The organism is Streptomyces sp. NPDC050433, assembly GCF_044458565.1.
In the GTDB taxonomy this organism is placed as follows: domain Bacteria; phylum Actinomycetota; class Actinomycetes; order Streptomycetales; family Streptomycetaceae; genus Streptomyces.
The window spans coordinates 44,527-61,801 of record NZ_JBITIB010000017.1 but is presented as its reverse complement, the minus strand read 5'-3'; the positions used below and the strand labels follow the sequence as shown (position 1 = coordinate 61,801).

15 protein-coding genes are annotated in these 17,275 nt (G+C 70.2%); 7 read left to right on the top strand and 8 right to left on the bottom strand.

Annotated elements, in window-relative coordinates:
- Positions 1 to 238: 238 nt before the first annotated feature.
- Together ACIBLA_RS21585 and ACIBLA_RS21580 are read right to left on the bottom strand one after the other, a co-directional pair.
- Complete coding sequence (locus ACIBLA_RS21585; RefSeq protein ID WP_399199493.1) at positions 239 to 1,165, bottom strand: RNA polymerase sigma-70 factor; 927 nt, start codon at positions 1,163 to 1,165, stop codon at positions 239 to 241.
- Positions 1,162 to 1,671, bottom strand: a complete 510-nt coding sequence (locus ACIBLA_RS21580) for a carboxymuconolactone decarboxylase family protein (protein ID WP_363243864.1) — start codon at positions 1,669 to 1,671, stop codon at positions 1,162 to 1,164. The genes ACIBLA_RS21585 and ACIBLA_RS21580 overlap by 4 nt, the downstream gene beginning before the upstream one ends.
- Positions 1,672 to 1,887: 216 nt before the next feature.
- On the opposite strand from ACIBLA_RS21580, the gene ACIBLA_RS21575 reads away from it, so the two are divergent.
- Together ACIBLA_RS21575 and ACIBLA_RS21570 are read left to right on the top strand one after the other, a co-directional pair.
- On the top strand, positions 1,888 to 3,165 hold the full coding sequence (locus ACIBLA_RS21575; RefSeq protein WP_363243896.1) for a glucarate dehydratase family protein: 1,278 nt from the start codon (positions 1,888 to 1,890) through the stop codon (positions 3,163 to 3,165).
- 58 nt (positions 3,166 to 3,223) lie between these two features.
- Complete coding sequence (locus ACIBLA_RS21570; protein WP_399199492.1) at positions 3,224 to 4,225, top strand: 2-hydroxyacid dehydrogenase; 1,002 nt, start codon at positions 3,224 to 3,226, stop codon at positions 4,223 to 4,225.
- Positions 4,226 to 4,274: 49 nt separating this feature from the next.
- On the opposite strand, the gene ACIBLA_RS21565 is transcribed toward ACIBLA_RS21570, so the two are convergent.
- The 5 genes from ACIBLA_RS21565 to ACIBLA_RS21545 are packed head-to-tail and all read right to left on the bottom strand — an operon-like array spanning position 4,275 to position 10,577.
- The gene (locus ACIBLA_RS21565) at positions 4,275 to 4,988 is read right to left on the bottom strand and encodes a sulfite exporter TauE/SafE family protein (RefSeq protein ID WP_399199491.1); all 714 of its coding nucleotides are present in this window, start codon (positions 4,986 to 4,988) and stop codon (positions 4,275 to 4,277) included.
- On the bottom strand, positions 4,985 to 6,118 hold the full coding sequence (locus ACIBLA_RS21560) for an ABC transporter ATP-binding protein (protein ID WP_399199489.1): 1,134 nt from the start codon (positions 6,116 to 6,118) through the stop codon (positions 4,985 to 4,987). The genes ACIBLA_RS21565 and ACIBLA_RS21560 overlap by 4 nt, the downstream gene beginning before the upstream one ends.
- Positions 6,111 to 8,141, bottom strand: coding sequence for a dipeptide/oligopeptide/nickel ABC transporter permease/ATP-binding protein (locus tag ACIBLA_RS21555; RefSeq protein WP_399199488.1), 2,031 nt, complete (start codon positions 8,139 to 8,141; stop codon positions 6,111 to 6,113). The genes ACIBLA_RS21560 and ACIBLA_RS21555 overlap by 8 nt, the downstream gene beginning before the upstream one ends.
- 14 nt (positions 8,142 to 8,155) lie before the next feature.
- On the bottom strand, positions 8,156 to 9,085 hold the full coding sequence (locus ACIBLA_RS21550; RefSeq protein WP_363243859.1) for an ABC transporter permease: 930 nt from the start codon (positions 9,083 to 9,085) through the stop codon (positions 8,156 to 8,158).
- Position 9,086: 1 nt separating this feature from the next.
- Positions 9,087 to 10,577 carry an ABC transporter substrate-binding protein gene (locus ACIBLA_RS21545; RefSeq protein WP_399199487.1) on the bottom strand — a complete coding sequence of 497 codons (1,491 nt, stop codon included), beginning with the start codon at positions 10,575 to 10,577 and terminating at the stop codon, positions 9,087 to 9,089.
- A gap of 486 nt (positions 10,578 to 11,063) precedes the next feature.
- On the opposite strand from ACIBLA_RS21545, the gene kdgD reads away from it, so the two are divergent.
- Together kdgD and ACIBLA_RS21535 are read left to right on the top strand one after the other, a co-directional pair.
- Complete coding sequence (gene kdgD, locus ACIBLA_RS21540; RefSeq protein WP_363243857.1) at positions 11,064 to 11,984, top strand: 5-dehydro-4-deoxyglucarate dehydratase; 921 nt, start codon at positions 11,064 to 11,066, stop codon at positions 11,982 to 11,984.
- The gene (locus ACIBLA_RS21535; RefSeq protein ID WP_363243856.1) at positions 11,981 to 12,970 is read left to right on the top strand and encodes a 2-hydroxyacid dehydrogenase; all 990 of its coding nucleotides are present in this window, start codon (positions 11,981 to 11,983) and stop codon (positions 12,968 to 12,970) included. The genes kdgD and ACIBLA_RS21535 overlap by 4 nt, the downstream gene beginning before the upstream one ends.
- A 50-nt stretch (positions 12,971 to 13,020) precedes the next feature.
- Here the strand turns inward: ACIBLA_RS21535 and ACIBLA_RS21530 are convergent, their stop codons facing one another.
- A complete protein-coding gene (locus ACIBLA_RS21530; RefSeq protein WP_363243855.1) occupies positions 13,021 to 13,800 on the bottom strand; it encodes an IclR family transcriptional regulator in 780 nt (259 codons plus the stop codon).
- A 185-nt stretch (positions 13,801 to 13,985) separates the two neighbouring features.
- Here ACIBLA_RS21530 and ACIBLA_RS21525 point away from each other — a divergent pair, with 185 nt between their 5' ends.
- The 3 genes from ACIBLA_RS21525 (at position 13,986) to ACIBLA_RS21515 (ending at position 17,270) form a co-directional block, all read left to right on the top strand.
- On the top strand, positions 13,986 to 15,149 hold the full coding sequence (locus tag ACIBLA_RS21525) for a mandelate racemase/muconate lactonizing enzyme family protein (protein WP_399199486.1): 1,164 nt from the start codon (positions 13,986 to 13,988) through the stop codon (positions 15,147 to 15,149).
- Positions 15,146 to 16,156 carry a zinc-binding dehydrogenase gene (locus ACIBLA_RS21520; RefSeq protein WP_399199485.1) on the top strand — a complete coding sequence of 337 codons (1,011 nt, stop codon included), beginning with the start codon at positions 15,146 to 15,148 and terminating at the stop codon, positions 16,154 to 16,156. The genes ACIBLA_RS21525 and ACIBLA_RS21520 overlap by 4 nt, the downstream gene beginning before the upstream one ends.
- 145 nt (positions 16,157 to 16,301) lie before the next feature.
- A complete protein-coding gene (locus tag ACIBLA_RS21515) occupies positions 16,302 to 17,270 on the top strand; it encodes a hypothetical protein (RefSeq protein ID WP_363243852.1) in 969 nt (322 codons plus the stop codon).
- The last annotated feature ends 5 nt before the right edge of the window (positions 17,271 to 17,275 follow it).

Sequence of the window (17,275 nt, the reverse complement as noted above, 5' to 3'; positions counted from 1 at the left end):
CGGGAAGAACACCCCTGTCCCTGGGCGGAGTTGACCGCCGGGGCTAGCCCTTCGATCCGGATACGGAGGTATGGCGACGGATGCTGACGTTTCGCTCGGGCAGTTCACGGCGCGACCAAGGGCATGTCATGTACGCCATAAGTCGACGTCCAGCGAAACACTAGAGACTTCTGTCGGTACCGTCCATACTTTGTCACGCAGGAGTGGAAAGTCCTGAGCCCGCCGCCGGCGGACGAGGTCAACTCGTCCGCCGGCGGCGGGCCTGCCTCACCTCGCGGTCGATCGCCCAGGCGTCGGCGACCGGCCCGAGGTGGCCGAGCTTGTCGGGATTGGTCACCGACCGGATCGTCTGAACCTGCCCGTCGAGCACATCGAGGGCCAGGACCGTGATCACCTTGCCGTCCCGGTCGCGGAAGATCGCGCCGGGCTGGCCGTTGATCTCCTGCGGCTCCACCGTCGCGTCGACGCGGAACAGCAGGTGGAAGCCCTTGCCCAGCACCCGTGCCACGCTCTCCGAGCCCCGTACGGCCTTGGACAGTTGCGGCGCCTTGCCGCCGCCGTCACCGACCAGCTGCACGTCGGCGGCCAGCAAATCCTGGAGCCCGCCCACGTCACCGTTCTTCAGCGCGTCGAAGAACCGCGTCGCCAGCTCCCGCCGCTCCTGACGGTCCGCCTCGAACCGTGGCCGCCCGGCCTCCATGTGCCGCCGCGCCCGGACCAGCAGTTGCCGGCAGGCCGGCTCCGAGCGCCCCACCGCCTCCGCGACATCGGCGAACTCGAACGCGAACACCTCCCGCATCAGGAAGACCGCACGCTCCAGCGGGCTCAGCCGCTCCAGCAACAGCAGCGCTGCCATCGAGACCGAGTCGGCCAGCTCCACCGACCGCTGCGGATCCTCGTACGGATCGTTGAGCAGCGGCTCGGGGAACCACGGGCCCACGTACGCCTCCCGCCTGACCCGCGCCGAGCGCAGCACATCGATCGAGATCCGGGTCACCACCGCGGACAGGAACGCCTTGGTCGACGTGGGCCGGGTCGGCGAGCCGTCGAAGCGCAGCCAGGTCTCCTGCACGGCGTCCTCGGCCTCGCTCACGCTGCCGAGTATCCGGTAGGCGATCGAGAACAGCAGTGGCCGCAGCGCCTCGAACTCCTCGACCTCGCTCACGCTGACTCCGTTCCTCCGAACCGGTCGCCGACATTGTCGAGCTGTCCCGGCTCGTAGTCGCCGGCCGGCTGGCGGGTGATGACGTTCAACCGGTTCACCGCGTTCATGAACGAGACCAGTATCACCAGCGCGGTGAGCTGTTCCTCGTCGTAGTGCTCGGAGACGTACGTCCAGACCGGGTCACTGACCCCACCGGCGGCGTCGGCGGTCCTGGTCCCCTGCTCCGCCAGCTCCAGCGCGGCGCGCTCGGCCCCGGTGAAGACCGTGGCCTCCCGCCACGCCGCGACCATGCTCAGCCGCAGCGGGGTCTCGCCGGCCGCGACCGCGTCCTTGATGTGCATGTCGACGCAGACGGCGCAGCCGTTGATCTGGCTGATGCGCAGCGCCACCAGTTCCTGTGTCGTGGCCGGCAGCGGCGACTCCTTGAAGGCCTTGCCCACCGACAGGAAGTGCTTGAGGGCCCTGCCGGCGGTCGGGCTGGTGAAGTAGTTCAGTCGCGCGTCCATGATGTGCTCCTTCAGGGTTGTTGTCAGCGCCTGCACCCCTTGGGACGAGGTGGCCCGGCTCCCTGTGACATGGAGGGAGAACGAGGCCAATCGTTTTCATTCATGAGTGCTGTCTACACATGTGGACGATGGGAGGCTAGGCTGCGACCGTCCCTCGCATACCGACGGCCATCGCCCGTCGAATCAACTGGAGGTCTCACGGTGAGCGACCCACTCATCAGCGAGCCGCACCGGATCCAGCACGTGCGCGTCACGCCTGTCGCGTTCCGCGACCCGCCGCTGCTCAACACGGTCGGTGTCCATGAGCCGTTCGCCCTGCGGGCCATCGTCGAGGTCGTCACCGAATCAGGGCTGCTCGGCCTCGGGGAGACCTACGGTGACCTGGCCCATCTGGAGCGGCTGCGCCTGGCGGCGGGGGAGCTGACCGGGATCGACGTCTGGCATGTTCAGGAGATCGCCCGCCGTGTCGCGGTGGCTCTGGCCGCCGATACCGGTACGGGCGGGCACGGCATGAGCGGCATGGTCACGGGCAGCAGAACCGCCGACCGGGTGCTGTCACCGTTCGAGGTGGCGTGCCTGGACATCCAGGGCAAGGCGATCGGCCGGCCGGTGAGCGACCTCCTCGGCGGCGCCGTCCGGGATCGTGTCGACTACAGCGGCTACCTCTTCTACAAATGGGCGGGTCATCCCGGCGCCGAACCCGACGAGTGGGGCGCGGCCCTCGATCCGGACGGCCTTGTCGAGCAGGCCCGGCGGATGATCGACCAATTCGGTTTCACCGCGATCAAGCTCAAGGGCGGTGTGTTTCCGCCGGAGGAGGAGATCGAGGCGATCAAGGCCCTGCGCAGGGCCTTCCCCGATCATCCGCTGCGAATCGACCCCAACGCGGCCTGGAGCGTGGAGACTTCGATACGCGTCGGGAAGGAACTCGACGGAGTCATCGAGTATCTGGAGGACCCCACCGCCGAGATCGGCGGGATGGCCGAGGTCGCGCGTGAGGTCCCGATGCCGCTCGCGACCAACATGTGTGTGGTGGCATTCGACCAGATGAAGCCCGCCGTCGCGGCGGACGCGGTGCAGGTGATCCTCTCCGACCACCACTTCTGGGGCGGTCTCGGCCGCTCCCGCTCGCTCGCCGGTGTCTGCGACACGTTCGGGCTCGGGCTGTCGATGCACTCCAACTCGCATCTGGGCATCAGCCTCGCGGCGATGACCCATCTGGCGGCGGCAACCCCCAACCTCAACTACGCCTGCGACACGCACTGGCCTTGGAAGAGCCCCGACGAGGACGTCATCGTGCCCGGTGCGCTGACCTTCGAGAACGGGTCGGTGGCGGTACCGACCGCTCCGGGGCTCGGTGTCGAACTCGACCGCGACGCCCTGGCCAGGCTGCACGAGCAGTACCTCGACTGCGGTATCCGTCAGCGCGACGACACCGGGTACTACCGACGTACCACCGACCCGGCCTTCGACCCGACCGCGCCGCGATGGTGACAGGGAGGCCCGCTGTGCATCGGGATGTCCCGGCATCGGCTGCCCGGCGGGAGGCGCCATGAGGATCGTCCTCACCGACCCCATACTCACCCGGTTCACCGACGAGTTGACCCACGGCGGCGCCGACGGTCACGACTGGGACTTCCTCGCGGACCGGTCGGACGCCGATGTGGCGCGGCACCTGTCCACCGCCGACGTACTGGTGGCCTCCCGGCTGGACGCCGCCCTGGCCGGGACCGCCGGCCGGCTGCGGCTGGCGCATGTCACCGGCGCGGGGTACGACCGGATCGCGGTGGACGCGCTCCCTCCCGGGGCCAGCGTGTGCAATACGTTCCACCACGGCCCCTCGATCGCGGAGCACGTCGTGATGACCACGCTGATGCTGTCCCGCCGAGTGCCGCGGGTGGACCGGCTGATGCGCGAGGGAACGTGGGAGTCGGTCGCCGTGGACCCCGGCGTCGCCCTGGGTGCGACACTCACGGGCCGTACGGTCGGAGTCGTCGGGCTCGGCGAGACCGGCGGGCAGGTGGTGCGGGCGATGACCGCACTGGGCATGCGGGCCCGCGCCGTGCGGCGCGATCCGAACGCCCCCGTGCCGGGTGACCTGCGGCTTGACCGGGTGGACGGCGAGGACGGTCTCGACGACCTGCTGGCGGGCTCCGACGTCGTCGTCCTCACCGTGCCGCTCACGGCGGCGACCACCGGCATGATCGGCCCGGCGCGGCTCAGCCTGATGGGTCCGCACGCCCTGCTGATCAATGTGGCCCGTGGTCCTCTCGTCCAGGAGGACGCGCTGTTCGACGCGCTGGCCGGGCGGCGGATCGGTGGCGCGGGGCTGGACGTGTGGTGGAGCCATCCCAAGGACGGCGCCGGTACCCGCGGTTACACCCGTCCGTTCCATACGCTCGACAACGTCGTGATGACGCCACACCACTCCGGCCACACCCGGGAGACCTTTGCGAACAGGGCGCACGAGATCGCCGACAACATCGGTCGGCTGGCCAAGGGCGAACCCCTGACGAACGTGGTGCGGGAAGGGCGGCGGACGGCTGGGCCGTGACGGAGAGGTCCTGGCAGTTCGTCCGACCGGTCAAGACAAGATCCGCCGGTCAGACGAACTGCCGTACCGTCAGCAGCGCGGCGCCCAGCACCGCCAGCACCGTCGCCACGGTCCTGGCCCGCCCGACATCGAGCTTGTCGGACAGCGGGCGCGCCAGCAGCAGACCGCCGGCCGCGGCCGGAGCCAGCAGCGCCGAGTAGCGCAGACTGTCCGCGTGCACCGCGCCGACGGCCGTGAGCGCGACCAGGCTCATCACCGAACCGGCGAGGAAGAACCCGCTCATCGTGGAGCGCAGCTCCGGCCCCGTCAAGCGCTGCCACACCAGGGCCATCGGAGGGCCTCCGATGGAGGTGGCCGTGCCCATCAGCCCGGACGCCATCCCCGCCAGCACCACCGCACGCCGGGTCGGCGCCGGGCGGAAACCGCGCACACTCGCGACCACACCCACCACGACCACGGCGGCGACGCAGAGCGCGAGCCACCGCGCGGGCAGCAGGGCCACCAGGGCCGCGCCCGCGATCACGCCCGGCACCCGGCCGAACAACGCCCACCCCGCTCCCCGCAGGTCCACATGCCCGCGGTCCAGGAGGAGGACCGCTGCCGTGACGGCGGTGGAGAGCAGCAGTACCACCGGCACGAGCGAGGGCGCGACCAGCGCGATCACCGGAGCGGCGAGCAGCCCGAGGCCGAATCCGATCGAGACCTGGAACAGCGTGCCGAGCAGGACGACCGCGGAGAGCAGGGCGAATACCGGCGGACTCACCCGCCGGCCGATGCCGTACCGGCCGAAGCCCGCCCGCTGCTCACCGGCAAGGCACCCAGCGGCGAGACGGTCAGCGGGAAGTGGCACCGTCCCTCGTGCGGCTCCCGCCCCGGACCGGTCTCCGGGCTCGTACCGGCCGCGCCGTCACGCGCCCGTACCGGCGGGGCTTCCTCGGCGCATCTGTCGACCGCCTGCCAGCAGCGGGTACGGAACCGGCAGCCGGACGGCGGATCGAGCGGCGAGGGAATCTCCCCGTTCAGCAGAATCCGGTCGCCGCGCGGCCCGGCCCCGGCGACATCGAGTGCCGGCGCCGCCGACATGAGGGCGGCGGTGTACGGGTGCACCGGACGGTCGAACACGTCCTCGGTGGTGCCGTGTTCGATGACCTTGCCGAGGTACATCACGGACACCCGGTCCGCGACATGCCGGACCACCGACAGATCGTGCGAGATGAACACGTAGGAGACCTGGAGCCGCTGTTGAAGATCGGAGAGCAGATTGAGCACCTGTGCCTGCACCGAGAGGTCCAGCGCGGACACCGGCTCGTCGCACACGATCAGATCGGGATTCAGTGCCAGGGCACGGGCGATGCCGAGCCGCTGGCGCTGCCCGCCGGAGAATTCGTTCGGGTAGCGGAAGGCGTCCGCCGCCCGCAGCCCGACAAGGTCGAGCAGTTCACGGACGCGGGTGTCCCGTGCCCGCGCGGTGGGTGCCATGTCCCGGTGGGTGCGCCATGGTTCACCGATGATGTCGGCGGCCGACATCCGGGCGTTGAGCGAGGCGAAGGGGTCCTGGAAGACCATCTGCACCCGTCGGCGCCAGGCCAGCAGGTCCTGCTTCTTGAGGGCGAACGGGTCGGTCCCGTCGAAACGTACGGTGCCGGAGTCCGGCCGCTCCAGCAGGAGCAGCACCCTCGCGAGGGTGGACTTGCCGCAGCCGGACTCGCCCACCACGCCCAGCGTCTCGCCCCGGCCGAGGTGCAGGTCGACGCCGTCCAGAGCCCTGAGTCTGTTGTGTCCGGCGGCATCGCGCGGGACCCGGAACGACTTCGTCACCCCGGAGACCTCCAGCAGCCGGGCGGACGTTCCGGCAGCCGTCGCCCCGGAACTGTTGGTCCTCTGCTCAGACATGGGTCAGCTCCTCGGAGAAGTGGCAGGCGACCGCGCGGTTCGCCCCTTCGGCCGCGAGGCGGGGACGTACCTCGGCGCAGCGTTCTCTGGCGAGCGGGCAGCGCGCCTGGAAGACACACCCCGGCGGCACCGCGCTCAGTTCGGGCGGGCTGCCGGGCACGGCCGGCAACGGCCCGCCCTTCTCGGCGTGTTCGGGTACGGAGTCGAGCAGGCCCTTGGTGTAGGGGTGGCGGGGAGCCGCGAACACCTCACGCACCGGACCGGTCTCCACCACATTGCCCGCGTACATGATCGCGACGTCGTCGGCGCGTTCGGCGACCACGGCGAGGTCATGGGTGATGAGCAGCACCGCCATGTCGCGCTCGGTCTGCAGATCCCGCAGCAACCGCATGATCTGCGCCTGCACGGTGACATCGAGGGCGGTCGTCGGTTCGTCGGCGATCAGTACGTCCGGATGGAGCGCGACGGCCATCGCGATGAGGAGCCGCTGGCGCATGCCACCGGAGAACTGGTGCGGATACGAGCGCGCGCGTGCGCGGGGTTCGGGGATGCCCACGATCTCCATGAGTTCGACGGCCTTCTCCCTCGCCTGGCGCCGGGACAGCCCACGATGGATACGGAAGGGTTCGGCGAGCTGCTTTCCCACGGTCTGTACGGGATTCATCGCGGTGAGCGCGTCCTGGAAGACGATCGACAGCACCGGTCCCGCGAGCCGCTTGCGCGCGGTCGCGCTCAGCCGCAGTACGTCGGTGCCGCCGACCCGGACGGCTCCGCCCGTCACGTCGGCGACGGGGTCGAGCAGCCCCGCGATGGACTGCGCGGTCATCGACTTGCCGCAGCCGGACTCTCCCAGCAGCGCGAGGGTGCGCCCCTTGTCCAGGGTGAAGCTGACCTTGTCCAGGGCGCGAACGGTGCCGGCGGGCGTACGGAGGTCGACGCTGAGCCGATCGACCTCCAGCGCGCGACGGCTCTCGTCCCCAGCGGGGGTGGCCGCGGGCGCGGACACCTCGTCCACGGACACCTCGTCCACGGGCGCGACCGCTCCGGCGGCCTCGGCAGCCGCCGTGGTCTCAGTGGCCTCGGCCGGCTCCTGGCGCTTGCTCCTCGGCAGCGTCAGGCGCCAGCGCTGCGCGGGATCGGTCGCCAACCGTACCCACGCGGCCAGCACCGTGGCCGACACGGTGGTGAGCACGATGGCGACTCCGGGCAGAACCGCGATCCACCAGGCCGACTGCAGATACTGACGTCCCTGCGCGACCATCAACCCCCAGCTGATGTCGGGCGGTTGGATGCCGATACCCAGGAAACTCAGCGAGGACTCGGTGAGCATGACGAAGCAGAAGTCGAGCGTGGCGACCGTGAGCAGCGTCGGCATGGCGATCGGCAGGATGTGCCGGTAGATCGTCGGCCAGGTTCCCGTGCCGAACGTCCGTGCCGCGTCGACGAAGAGGCGGCTCCTGAGTTCGGCGCCCTCGGCGCGTGCGGTCCGCAGATAGACGGGGATCCGGGCGACGGCGAGGATCAGCACGATGTTGGTGGCGCTGGGCGCGAAGACGTAGAGCACGACGACGGCGAGCAGCAGGGACGGAAAGCTCAGGATCACATCGGCGACCCGCATGGCCGCGCTCTCCCGCCAACCGCCGCGGAAGCTCGCCCACATACCGATCGCGGAGCCGATCACCAGCGAGCAGACCACCGCCGGCAGCGCCACGGAAAGTGTTGTCGCCGCGGCCTCGACGAGCCGGGCCAGCACACTGCGGCCCAGTACCTCCGTACCGAGCAGACCGTAGACGCCGTGGTCGAAGGAGGGCGGACGCAGCGAGGCGTCCAGGTCCTGGCGACCGGCGCGGTCGCCGATCAGCAGCGGGCCGGCCAGTGCGACGAGGAACACCAGCCCGAGCAGTACGGCGGCGACGGCCGCGAACCGGTCCCTCCCGAGGAGGGTCCACCAACGCGGCGGACGGGTACGGGGGGCGGCGGAACCTGTCGGTGGGTCAGCGGTGACGGTGACGGACGCGGTCATCGTGGCTCCTTCGGTCACGCCGGTACGGCCTGCCGTACGCGCGGGTCGAGCAGCGCGTAGCAGACATCGATGAGGATGTTCAGGGCGAAGATCGTCAGGGCCGTCAGCAGGACGGCCGCCTGGAGAACGGCGAAGTCCCGCTGGAGGATGGAGTCGATCATGAGCTTGCCGATCCCCGGCCAGCCGAAGATCGTCTCCACGACGACCGCGCCGTTGACGAGGCCGATCGTCAGATCGCCCGCGACGGTCAGGGCGGGCGTGATCGCGTTGCGCAGCGCGTGGCCGAACACCACCCGCTTCTCGCCGGCGCCCTTGCTGCGGGCCACCTTGACGTAGGGCGCGGACAGCGCGGCCACCATGGCTCCCCGGACCACCTGTACGAGAACCCCGAACGGGCGGATCAGCAGGGTGGCGATGGGAAGCACCCATACCTCCGGGCCGCCGGTCACCCCGGACGTGGGCAGGACCGCCAGGTTCACGCCGAAGATCAGCACTCCGGTGATGGCGAACCAGAAGTCCGGGATGCTGGCGGCGGCCATCGCCAGAAAGCTGGCGATCCGGTCGGCGACGGAGTTGGGGCGGTACGCGGCGAGGCTTCCGATCAGGACCGCGCCCAGCGCGGCGATGATCATTGTCACGGCCGCCAGTTGCAGCGTCGCGGGGAACGCGGTCAGTGCCATGTCGGCGGCCGACTGCCCGGTGCGCAGAGACGTCCCGAAGTCCAGCCGCACCACTTGGCCGAGGTAGTCCCACAGTTGGGCACCGATCGACTGGTCGAAGCCGTGTTCGGCGGAGAACGCGGCGCGTTGGTCGGCGGTCGCGCTGAGCGGCAGGTAGAGGTTGACCGGATTGCCGGTCAGGCGCGCCAGACAGAAGACGCCGAAGACCACGAAGACCAGCGGGATCGCGCTCGATATGATCCGTTTGCGCAGGAAGGTCGTCATGTCAGCGGCCCTTTCCGTCGGCGGGGCCTACCTCGGCCAGTCGAAGTTCGTCACCGGTGGCCGAGTTGGGCTTGTAGCGCACCGACGAGGACAGCCCGAGCAGACCGCGCATGTGCGCCAGGTGCACGTACTGTGCGACGGCCTCGTTCTGGTAGGCGAAGACCTTGGCGAAGGCGTCCTGCCGGCGTTCGCCGGGCAGCGCGGTCGCCGCCGCGACCCGCCGGTCCAACTCCGGTGTTCCGAAGGTCGACTGGGGGCTGCCGCTGAGCAGGTACTGACTGGCGGTGAACGCCGCGTCGCCCGCCTGGTTGCCGTGCATGATCAGCAGTGCGATCGGTCCGACATTCTCGGGCAGGGGCCGCAGTTGGTACTGCAGATGCTCGGCGGTGTCGGTCATGAGGATCTTGACGTTCAGTCCGATCCGCGCCATCTGGTACTGAAGCGCCTCGGCCGTCTCGGCGACCCGGGGGAACTGTCCGTTGCGTGCGACCAGAGTGATCTGCCGGTCCACGGGGACACCGTCGGCCGCCGCGGCCTTCACGAGTGCACGGGCGTCCTCGGGGTCGGGCTCTGTCGGGTTCAGGCCGTCGTTGAACCCGACCACGCCCTTCGGGACGAGTTGCGCGGCGGGTTCCCCCAGTTCGCCGAAGAGGGTGCGGGAGATGGCCTGTCGGTCGACGGCCAGGTCGATGGCCTTGCGGACCCGGATGTCGTCGAGCGGCGCCTCCCGTCCGTCGAGCCGCAACGCCGTCGTCTCGTTGTTCGGATACGCGACCGAGTTCTCCTCGGTCGCGTCCATCGGATCGAGGGCGGTCGCGAGGTCGGCCTCACCCTTGGTGATCATCGCGGCGCGGACGCTCGGTTCGGATCGCCATACGTAGCTGGCGTGGGCGAAGGCGGGCGCCTTCCCCCAGTACGTGTCGTTCCGGTCGAGCGTGATGGACACCCCGGTCTGCCAGCCTCCGACGGCGTACGGACCGGTGCCGATCGGTTCTCGGACCTTGGCCTCGGTGCTGGTCGTGCGTGGCACGATCTCGATGAAGCTCAGCCGCAGGGGAAGGATCGGGTCGGGATTCGCCGTGGTGACCGTCAGCCGGGTGGCGCTCGTGGCCCGTACCTCGACGCCGGAGTCGTCGAAGACATAGCCGTCCACATTGCACGCCAGGTCGGAGTTGACCGCACGGTCGATGGAGAACGCGGCGTCCTTCGCCGTGAACGGCTGCCCGTTCTGGAAGGTGACACCGGACCGGGTGTCGAAACTCCAGGTGGTGGGCGTCGTCTGGCGCCAGTCCGTCGCGAGCAGCGGTCGCAGCGCGCCGGAATCGGGGTCCCGCTCGACGAGCGGTTCGGTGACATTGGAGCGGACCACCACGCCGGTCGAGGCGAGTGACGACTCGCAGGGTTCGAGGGTGGGTGGCTCCTGGTCGAGCACGACGCGCAAGGTGCTGCCGCCGGCTGTGCCGACGGTGCCCCCGGCGTCGCTGTTCGCCACTGTGCACGCACTGGTGAACAGCAGTGCCGTGGCGGCGAGGACGGCGGTCAGGGGCGTAACCCCCCGACCGCGGTCGGAACATGCCGCTCGAAAGCGGGAGGAAGGCCGTGTGTCCCGGCCCGCAGGCTGGATTGACGGATGTACGGAAGACGGCATCGTCTCTCCGATGGGCTGAGTTGGTGCTACCGGAATCGCAGAGCCAGCGCGAGCTGTCTATGAATGCGGACCCAGTCTGCATTTGTAGACGGAACCGTAAGCTCGCCCTCTGGGGCCGTCAAGATCCTGGAAGCGGAGTTCTGTGCGAGGGCCGGCCGGGCGACCCGTCCTCGGGTCACGCGGCGCGTGCGAGCCCTTTCCCCGACCGTCCAGCCAAGGGGACGCGCCCATCCATGCTCAACGGGTATCAGTTGATGCCTTCTTGGTGTTAGACAGGTATGCATCGCCCTCATACGCTCCCGTTCAGTCCCTCGACAATGGAGCACCACCATGACGCTGTTCGCCCCGGAGGCTCTGCGGTCCGTCCTCGGTACGGGAGTGCTGTCCTTTCCCGTGACCCACGCGCGTGCGGATCTGAGCTTCGACGAGGACGCGTATCGCGACCATCTTGCCTGGCAGTCCTCGTTGCCCACGTCCGGTGTGTTCGCGGCGGGCGGCACCGGCGAGTTCTTCGCCCTGACCCCCACCGAGGTGGGGCAGGTCGTACGGGCGGCCGTCGCGGCGACCGCCGACGCCAAACCCGTGGTGGCGCCGGCCGGTTACGGTACGGCGCAGGCCGTCGCCATGGCACGGGACGCCGAGGCGGCAGGTGCGTCGGGCGTCTTCCTGCTGCCCCCCTATCTGACCGAGATGTCCCAGGCGGGGCTGGTCGCCCATGTCCGGGCGGTGTGTGAGGCGACGGGCCTCGGCGTGATCGTCTACCACCGTGCCAACGCCGCGTTCGGCTTCGACGCCGTGCAGGAGCTGACCGACCGCTGCCCCAACCTCATCGGGTTCAAGGACGGGATCGGCGACGTCGACCTGATGACCCGCATCCACGCGCGCCTCCACGGGCGGCTGCTGTCCATCGGCGGCCTGCCCACCGCCGAGACGTACGCGCTGCCGTACCTGGAGATGGGCGTCACGACCTACTCCTCGGCTCTGCTCAACTTCGTGCCGCAGTTCGCGCTGGACTTCTACGCCGCGGTGCGCGCACGCGACGCCGCGACGGTCTATCGCAAGCTCGACGAGTTCGTCCTTCCCTATCTCGACATCCGCGACCGGCAGCCCGGCTACGCGGTCTCGATCGTGAAGGCCGGGCTGAGTGCCGTCGGCCGCGACCCCGGCCCCGTACGCCCGCCGCTGACCGACCTCACACCGGTCGAACGGGACGAGCTGAAGGCCCTGGTGGAGAAGGTGCTTCCGGCATGACGTCCTCGACCCTCCCGCCGCACGACGGAACCGTCCTCCAGGTCTGCCCGCTGCCGGCCTCGCTGGAGTCCGCGCTCGCGGCGCACCACCGGACGGTGAACCTGGCGGCACTGTCCGACCCCGACGAGTATCTGCGGGAGCACGGCGACGAGGTGGTGGCGGTCGTGACCCGTGCGCGCACCGGGGTCTCCCACGAGCTGATGGACGCGCTGCCCCGTCTCGGCGCCATCGTCCACTTCGGCGTCGGCTACGAGACGACGGACGTGCCGCGTGCCCGCGCCCGCGGGATCCAGGTGAGCAACACCCCTGACGTACTCACCGACTGTGTGGCCGATCTCGCCGTGGGCGCTCTGATCGACGTGATGCGCCGGCTCTCCGCCGCCGACCGTTATGTCCGCCGGGGCGACTGGGTTCCGGGCGGCTTCCCCCTCACTACCAAGGTGAGCGGAAAGCGGGTCGGCATTCTCGGCCTCGGCAGGATCGGCCGCGCGATCGGCCGCCGACTCGAAGGATTCGGTGTCGAGTTGGCCTATCACTCGCGAGCCGTGGTGGACGACGTGCCGTACCACTACGCCGAGTCGCCGCGCGCACTCGCCGCCGGGGCCGATGTGCTCGTGGTCGCGGCTGCCGGCGGTGACGGTACGCGCGGGCTCGTCTCCGCGGATGTGCTCGAAGCGCTCGGGCCGCGGGGCTATCTGGTCAATGTCGCCAGGGGCAGTGTGATCGACGAACCGGCGCTGGTCGACGCCCTCGTGAAGGGCCGGATCGCCGGCGCCGCGCTCGATGTCTTCGCCGATGAACCGCATGTCCCGCCCGCCCTGGTCGAACTGGACACTGTGGTGCTCCTTCCGCACATCGCGAGCGGCACACATGAAACCCGTGCGGCGATGGGGGAGTTGGCCTTTCGGAACCTGCACCGGTTCATGACGGAGGGGAGCCTGGTCACGCCCGTACCGGCGACCGCTCACGACAGAAATCCCCGGTAGGCAAACCGCCGGACGGTCCGGGGCCGGGTTTGGGCGCCGGGACCAGGCCGTCAGGCTGTCGGGTCCCCGGCCCGGTGGCCGAGCCGTACCGACAGGGCCTCCGCGCCCTTCGTCGCCAGCCCGGCCAGCTCCTCCTCGCGGGACTCGGTCCAGCGGATCATCGGGACGGAGATGGAGAGCGCGGCGACGACCTGGCCCCGTCGGTCGCGGACCGGGGCGGCCACGCAGCTCACGTCCGAGTTGGACTCCCGGTTCTCCACCGCGACGCCGCGCCGCCGGATGCCGGCGAGCGCGGTCCGCAGCACCGCCGGGTCGGTGATGCTGTTGGCGGTCATGGCGGCCAGCTCCCTGCCCGTGAGCCGGGCGTCGAGTTCGGGCTCCGGGAGTGACGCCAGCAGCATCTTGCCGACCGAGGTGCAGTGCGCGGGCAGCCGGCGGCCGGCCGCCGACACCATGCGGACCGTATGGGTCGAGTCCACCTTCGCGATGTAGATGACATCGAGGTCTTCGAGAATCGCGACATGCACGGTCTCGTCGCAGGTCTCCGCGATGTCGCGGGCGATCAGCCTGCCCTCGGCGGCGAGGTCGAGCTGTTCCGCGTAACGGCTGCCGAGCTGATAGGCCCGCACGCCCAGGCGGTAGCGGCCGGGCTGCTCGGGGATCGCCTCCAGATACGAGCGGGCGGCGAGGGTGGTGAGCAGTTCGTGCACGGTGGTGCGCGGCAGCCCCAGCCGGCGGATGACATCGGGCGCGGAGAGTTTCCCGTCGCCCTCCAGGAACAGTTCGAGAATGTCGAACGCCCGCGTCACCGCGGGGACCAGCCGCCCCATCTCCGTCCCCCACCTCTCGTCTTGTTCGGTACTCCGGTCAATGGTCGGAGTGACGAACAAAGGCTAGCCCCTGCACGCCCCATTGACACCCCTCGGCTGCCTGTTTACGGTCACGCCAGCATTTCGAACGCATGACGAGATATCGAACAGTCTGGCTCTGGCGATCGATCTTGAGGGGCACCGCAGTGCGCATCACGGGAATCAGCACCCATGTCGTCGGCACACCCTGGCGTAACCTCACCTACGTCCTGGTCCACACCGACGAGGGGCTGACCGGCGTCGGCGAGACGCGGATGCTCGGCCGGACCGACGCCCTGGTGGGTTATCTGCGCGAGGCCGAGGCCAACCACATCGCCGGCTCCGATCCGTTCGCGGCCGAGGACCTGGTCCGCCGGATGAAGTACGGCGACTACGGGCGGGCCGGCGAGATCGTGATGTCGGGCATCGCCGTGGTGGAGATGGCCTGTTGGGACATCAAGGGCAAGGCTCTCGGAGTCCCGGTGTGGCAGCTGCTCGGCGGGAAGGTCACCGACCGCGTCAAGGCGTACGCGAACGGCTGGTACACCACGGAGCGCACCCCCGAGGCGTATCACCAGGCCGCCGAGGCGGTCGTGGCGCGTGGCTACCGCGCCCTGAAGATCGACCCGTTCGGCACCGGCCACTTCGAGCTGGACCGGGCCGGGACCCGCTACGCGGTGTCGCTGATCGAGGCCGTACGGGACGCGATCGGCCCCGACACCGAGCTGATGCTGGAGATGCACGGTCGGTTCAGCCCGGCGACGGCGGTACGGCTGGCGCGCGAACTGGCCCCGTACGACCCGGCATGGCTGGAGGAGCCCGTACCGCCGGAGAATCTTCAGGCGCTGGACAAGGTCGCCGGGAAGGTGGACATCCCGGTCGCGACCGGCGAACGCATCCACGACCGCATCGAGTTCCGTGAGCTGTTCGCCTCGCAGGCCGCCGACATCATCCAGCCGGACGTCGGTCATATCGGCGGCATCCTGGAGACGCGGAAGCTCGCCGCCACCGCCGAGACCCATTACGTGCTGGTGGCCCCGCACAACGTCGGCGGGTCCGTGCTGACGGCCGCCAGTCTCCAACTGGGCGCCTGCACACCGAACTTCAAGATCCTTGAGCACTTCAACGACTTTGCCGACGCGGAGATCAAGAAGATCGTCACGGGCGCGCCCGAGGTGGACCCGGAGACGGGCTGCTTCGAGATCTCGCACGCGCCCGGACTCGGCGTCGAGTTCGACGCGGACGCGGCGGCCGAATTCCCGCAGCAGCAGGCCCGGTTCGACCTCTGGGCCGAGGGCTGGGAGAAGCGCGACCCCAAGGCGCGCCGGTGAGCCGGGCCGTCGTCGTGGACCGGCCGGGCGCCCACCGGCTGGTCGAGGCCGAACGCCCCGTCCCCGGACCCGGCGAGGTGCTGGTGAAGGTCGCCGCCGCCGGGATCTGCATGAGCGACCGCGAGGTCTACGAAGGCCGCCGCGACCCGGCATACGTCCGCTACCCCGTCACCCCCGGCCATGAATGGTCCGGGACCGTCGAGGCCGTGGGCGCAGGAGTGGACCCGGCGCTCGTCGGCAGACGTACCGTCGCCGAGGGCTTCCGCGCCTGCGGCATCTGCGAACGGTGCCGCGCCGGCGACACCTCGCTCTGTACGAGTGGCTACGAGGAGACGGGCTTCACCCGGCCCGGCGCGTTCGCCGACCATGTCACCGTCCCCGCACGGCTGTTGCACCCCCTGGCGGACGACGCCGATCTACGGGCCGCCGCTCTCCTGGAGCCCGCCGCCGTGGTCGCCGGAGCCGTACGGGCTGGGTGTCCGGAGCCCGGCGAGCGGATCGCCGTCGTGGGCGGCGGCACCCTCGGACTGCTCGCCGTCCAGATCCTCGCCGCCTACGCGCCAGGCGAGCTGACGGTCGTCGAACCGCGGTCCGCGCGCGCCGCGTTGGGGCCCGCGTTCGGCGCGCACGAGGTCGTCGGCCCCGCGGCGGCCGAACACCGCCGAGGCCACTACGACCTCGTGGTCGAGACAGCCGGCGCGCCCACCACCGCCGCCTCGTCCTGCCTGCTGGCACGGCGCGGCGGGCGGGTCGTACTCACCGGGATGTTCACGACCGGCGCCAGGGGCATCGACCCCGTCCATCTGTCGGTGAGCCAGCTGACCGTACGCAGCGTGTTCGGCGCCCCGTCGGCCGCCTGGTCCTTCGCCGTACGCGCCTTCACGGCGGGCCTGCTCGACCCCGGCCCGCTGATCACCCACGAGTTCCCGCTGGAGCGGTACGCGGAGGCCGTCGCGCTCGTCGGCGGCGGCGATCCCGGTACGGGGAAGGTGCTGCTCCGGCCCTGACCGCGCCCGCTCGGGAGCGCCACACCAGGCCCATGCCGTAAAAGCCGAACCATGTTCGAAATATCGGACGACCTTGCGTCCAACGCATCCAAGCACCGACAAGCACCGACAGGCACCGACAGGCACCGACCGAAGGACATGTCCGTTGACCGACGCACCAGCCCCCGGCCCCCGCCGCCGCCCCGGTGAGCAGGCGCTCGCCACGCTCGGCCTGGCCGCACCCCAGGACGAACCGGCCGACGCGTCCCCGCACACCTTCCCCGACGGCGGCACCTGGCGCACCGAGATCCCCTCCGTCGAGGGCCCCGAAGCCCTCACCGAAGTCCTCAAGGAGTCCGCCCGCCTCGACCTGCCGATCCACCGCATCAGCCAGGGCAGCGGCGTCTGGATGCTCACCGACGACGAGATCACCGAGATGGCCGGCGCCTGCGCCGCGCGCGACATCGAACTGTGCCTGTTCACCGGCCCGCGCGGCACCTGGGACATCGGCGCGGCCACCCGCACCGACTCCGGCGGCGCCGGTCTGCGTGCCCGTGGCCACGACGCCCTCGCCGGCTGCGTCGAAGACGCCCTGCGCGCCGCCGAGTTGGGCGTCAAATGCCTGCTCGTCGCCGACGAGGGGGTCCTCTGGTCGCTGCACCGGCTACGTGCCCGAGGCGTCCTGCCCGCCGACACCACCCTGAAGGTGTCGGCACTCATCGGACCGGTCAACCCCGCCTCGTACGCGGTCTACGAGCGCCTGGGCGCCGACTCCCTCAACATCCCCTCCGATCTCGCGCTCGCCCACCTCACCGAGATCCGCCGCGCCAGCCACGCCCCGATGGACCTCTACATCGAGGCGCCGGACGACCTCGGCGGCTACGTCCGGATGTACGAGACCGCCGAACTCATCCGGCGAGGCGCGCCCCTGTACCTCAAGTTCGGCCTCTCCAAGGCGCCCGGCATCTACCCGTACGGCGCCCATCTGCGCGACCTCACCCTCGCCACCGCCCGCGAACGCGTACGGCGCGGCCGGCTCGTCCTCGACCTGCTCGCCCGGCACGGCGCCGACGGCGGAATGTCGCCGCCCGGCTCGCGCCTCCCCGGACCTCTCAACCGATACCCGCTTCCTTAAGGACA

Excerpts from the sequence above, each read along its gene's own strand:
- ACIBLA_RS21580 (WP_363243864.1), bottom strand. The coding sequence starts at position 1,671 with ATGGACGCGCGACTGAACTACTTCACCAGCCCGACCGCCGGCAGGGCC.
- ACIBLA_RS21550 (WP_363243859.1), bottom strand. The coding sequence starts at position 9,085 with ATGACGACCTTCCTGCGCAAACGGATCATATCGAGCGCGATCCCGCTG.
- ACIBLA_RS21535 (WP_363243856.1), top strand. The coding sequence starts at position 11,981 with ATGACGTCCTCGACCCTCCCGCCGCACGACGGAACCGTCCTCCAGGTC.
- ACIBLA_RS21530 (WP_363243855.1), bottom strand. The coding sequence starts at position 13,800 with ATGGGGCGGCTGGTCCCCGCGGTGACGCGGGCGTTCGACATTCTCGAA.
- kdgD (WP_363243857.1), top strand. The coding sequence starts at position 11,064 with ATGACGCTGTTCGCCCCGGAGGCTCTGCGGTCCGTCCTCGGTACGGGA.
- ACIBLA_RS21570 (WP_399199492.1), top strand. The coding sequence starts at position 3,224 with ATGAGGATCGTCCTCACCGACCCCATACTCACCCGGTTCACCGACGAG.
- ACIBLA_RS21555 (WP_399199488.1), bottom strand. The coding sequence starts at position 8,141 with ATGACCGCGTCCGTCACCGTCACCGCTGACCCACCGACAGGTTCCGCC.
- ACIBLA_RS21560 (WP_399199489.1), bottom strand. The coding sequence starts at position 6,118 with ATGTCTGAGCAGAGGACCAACAGTTCCGGGGCGACGGCTGCCGGAACG.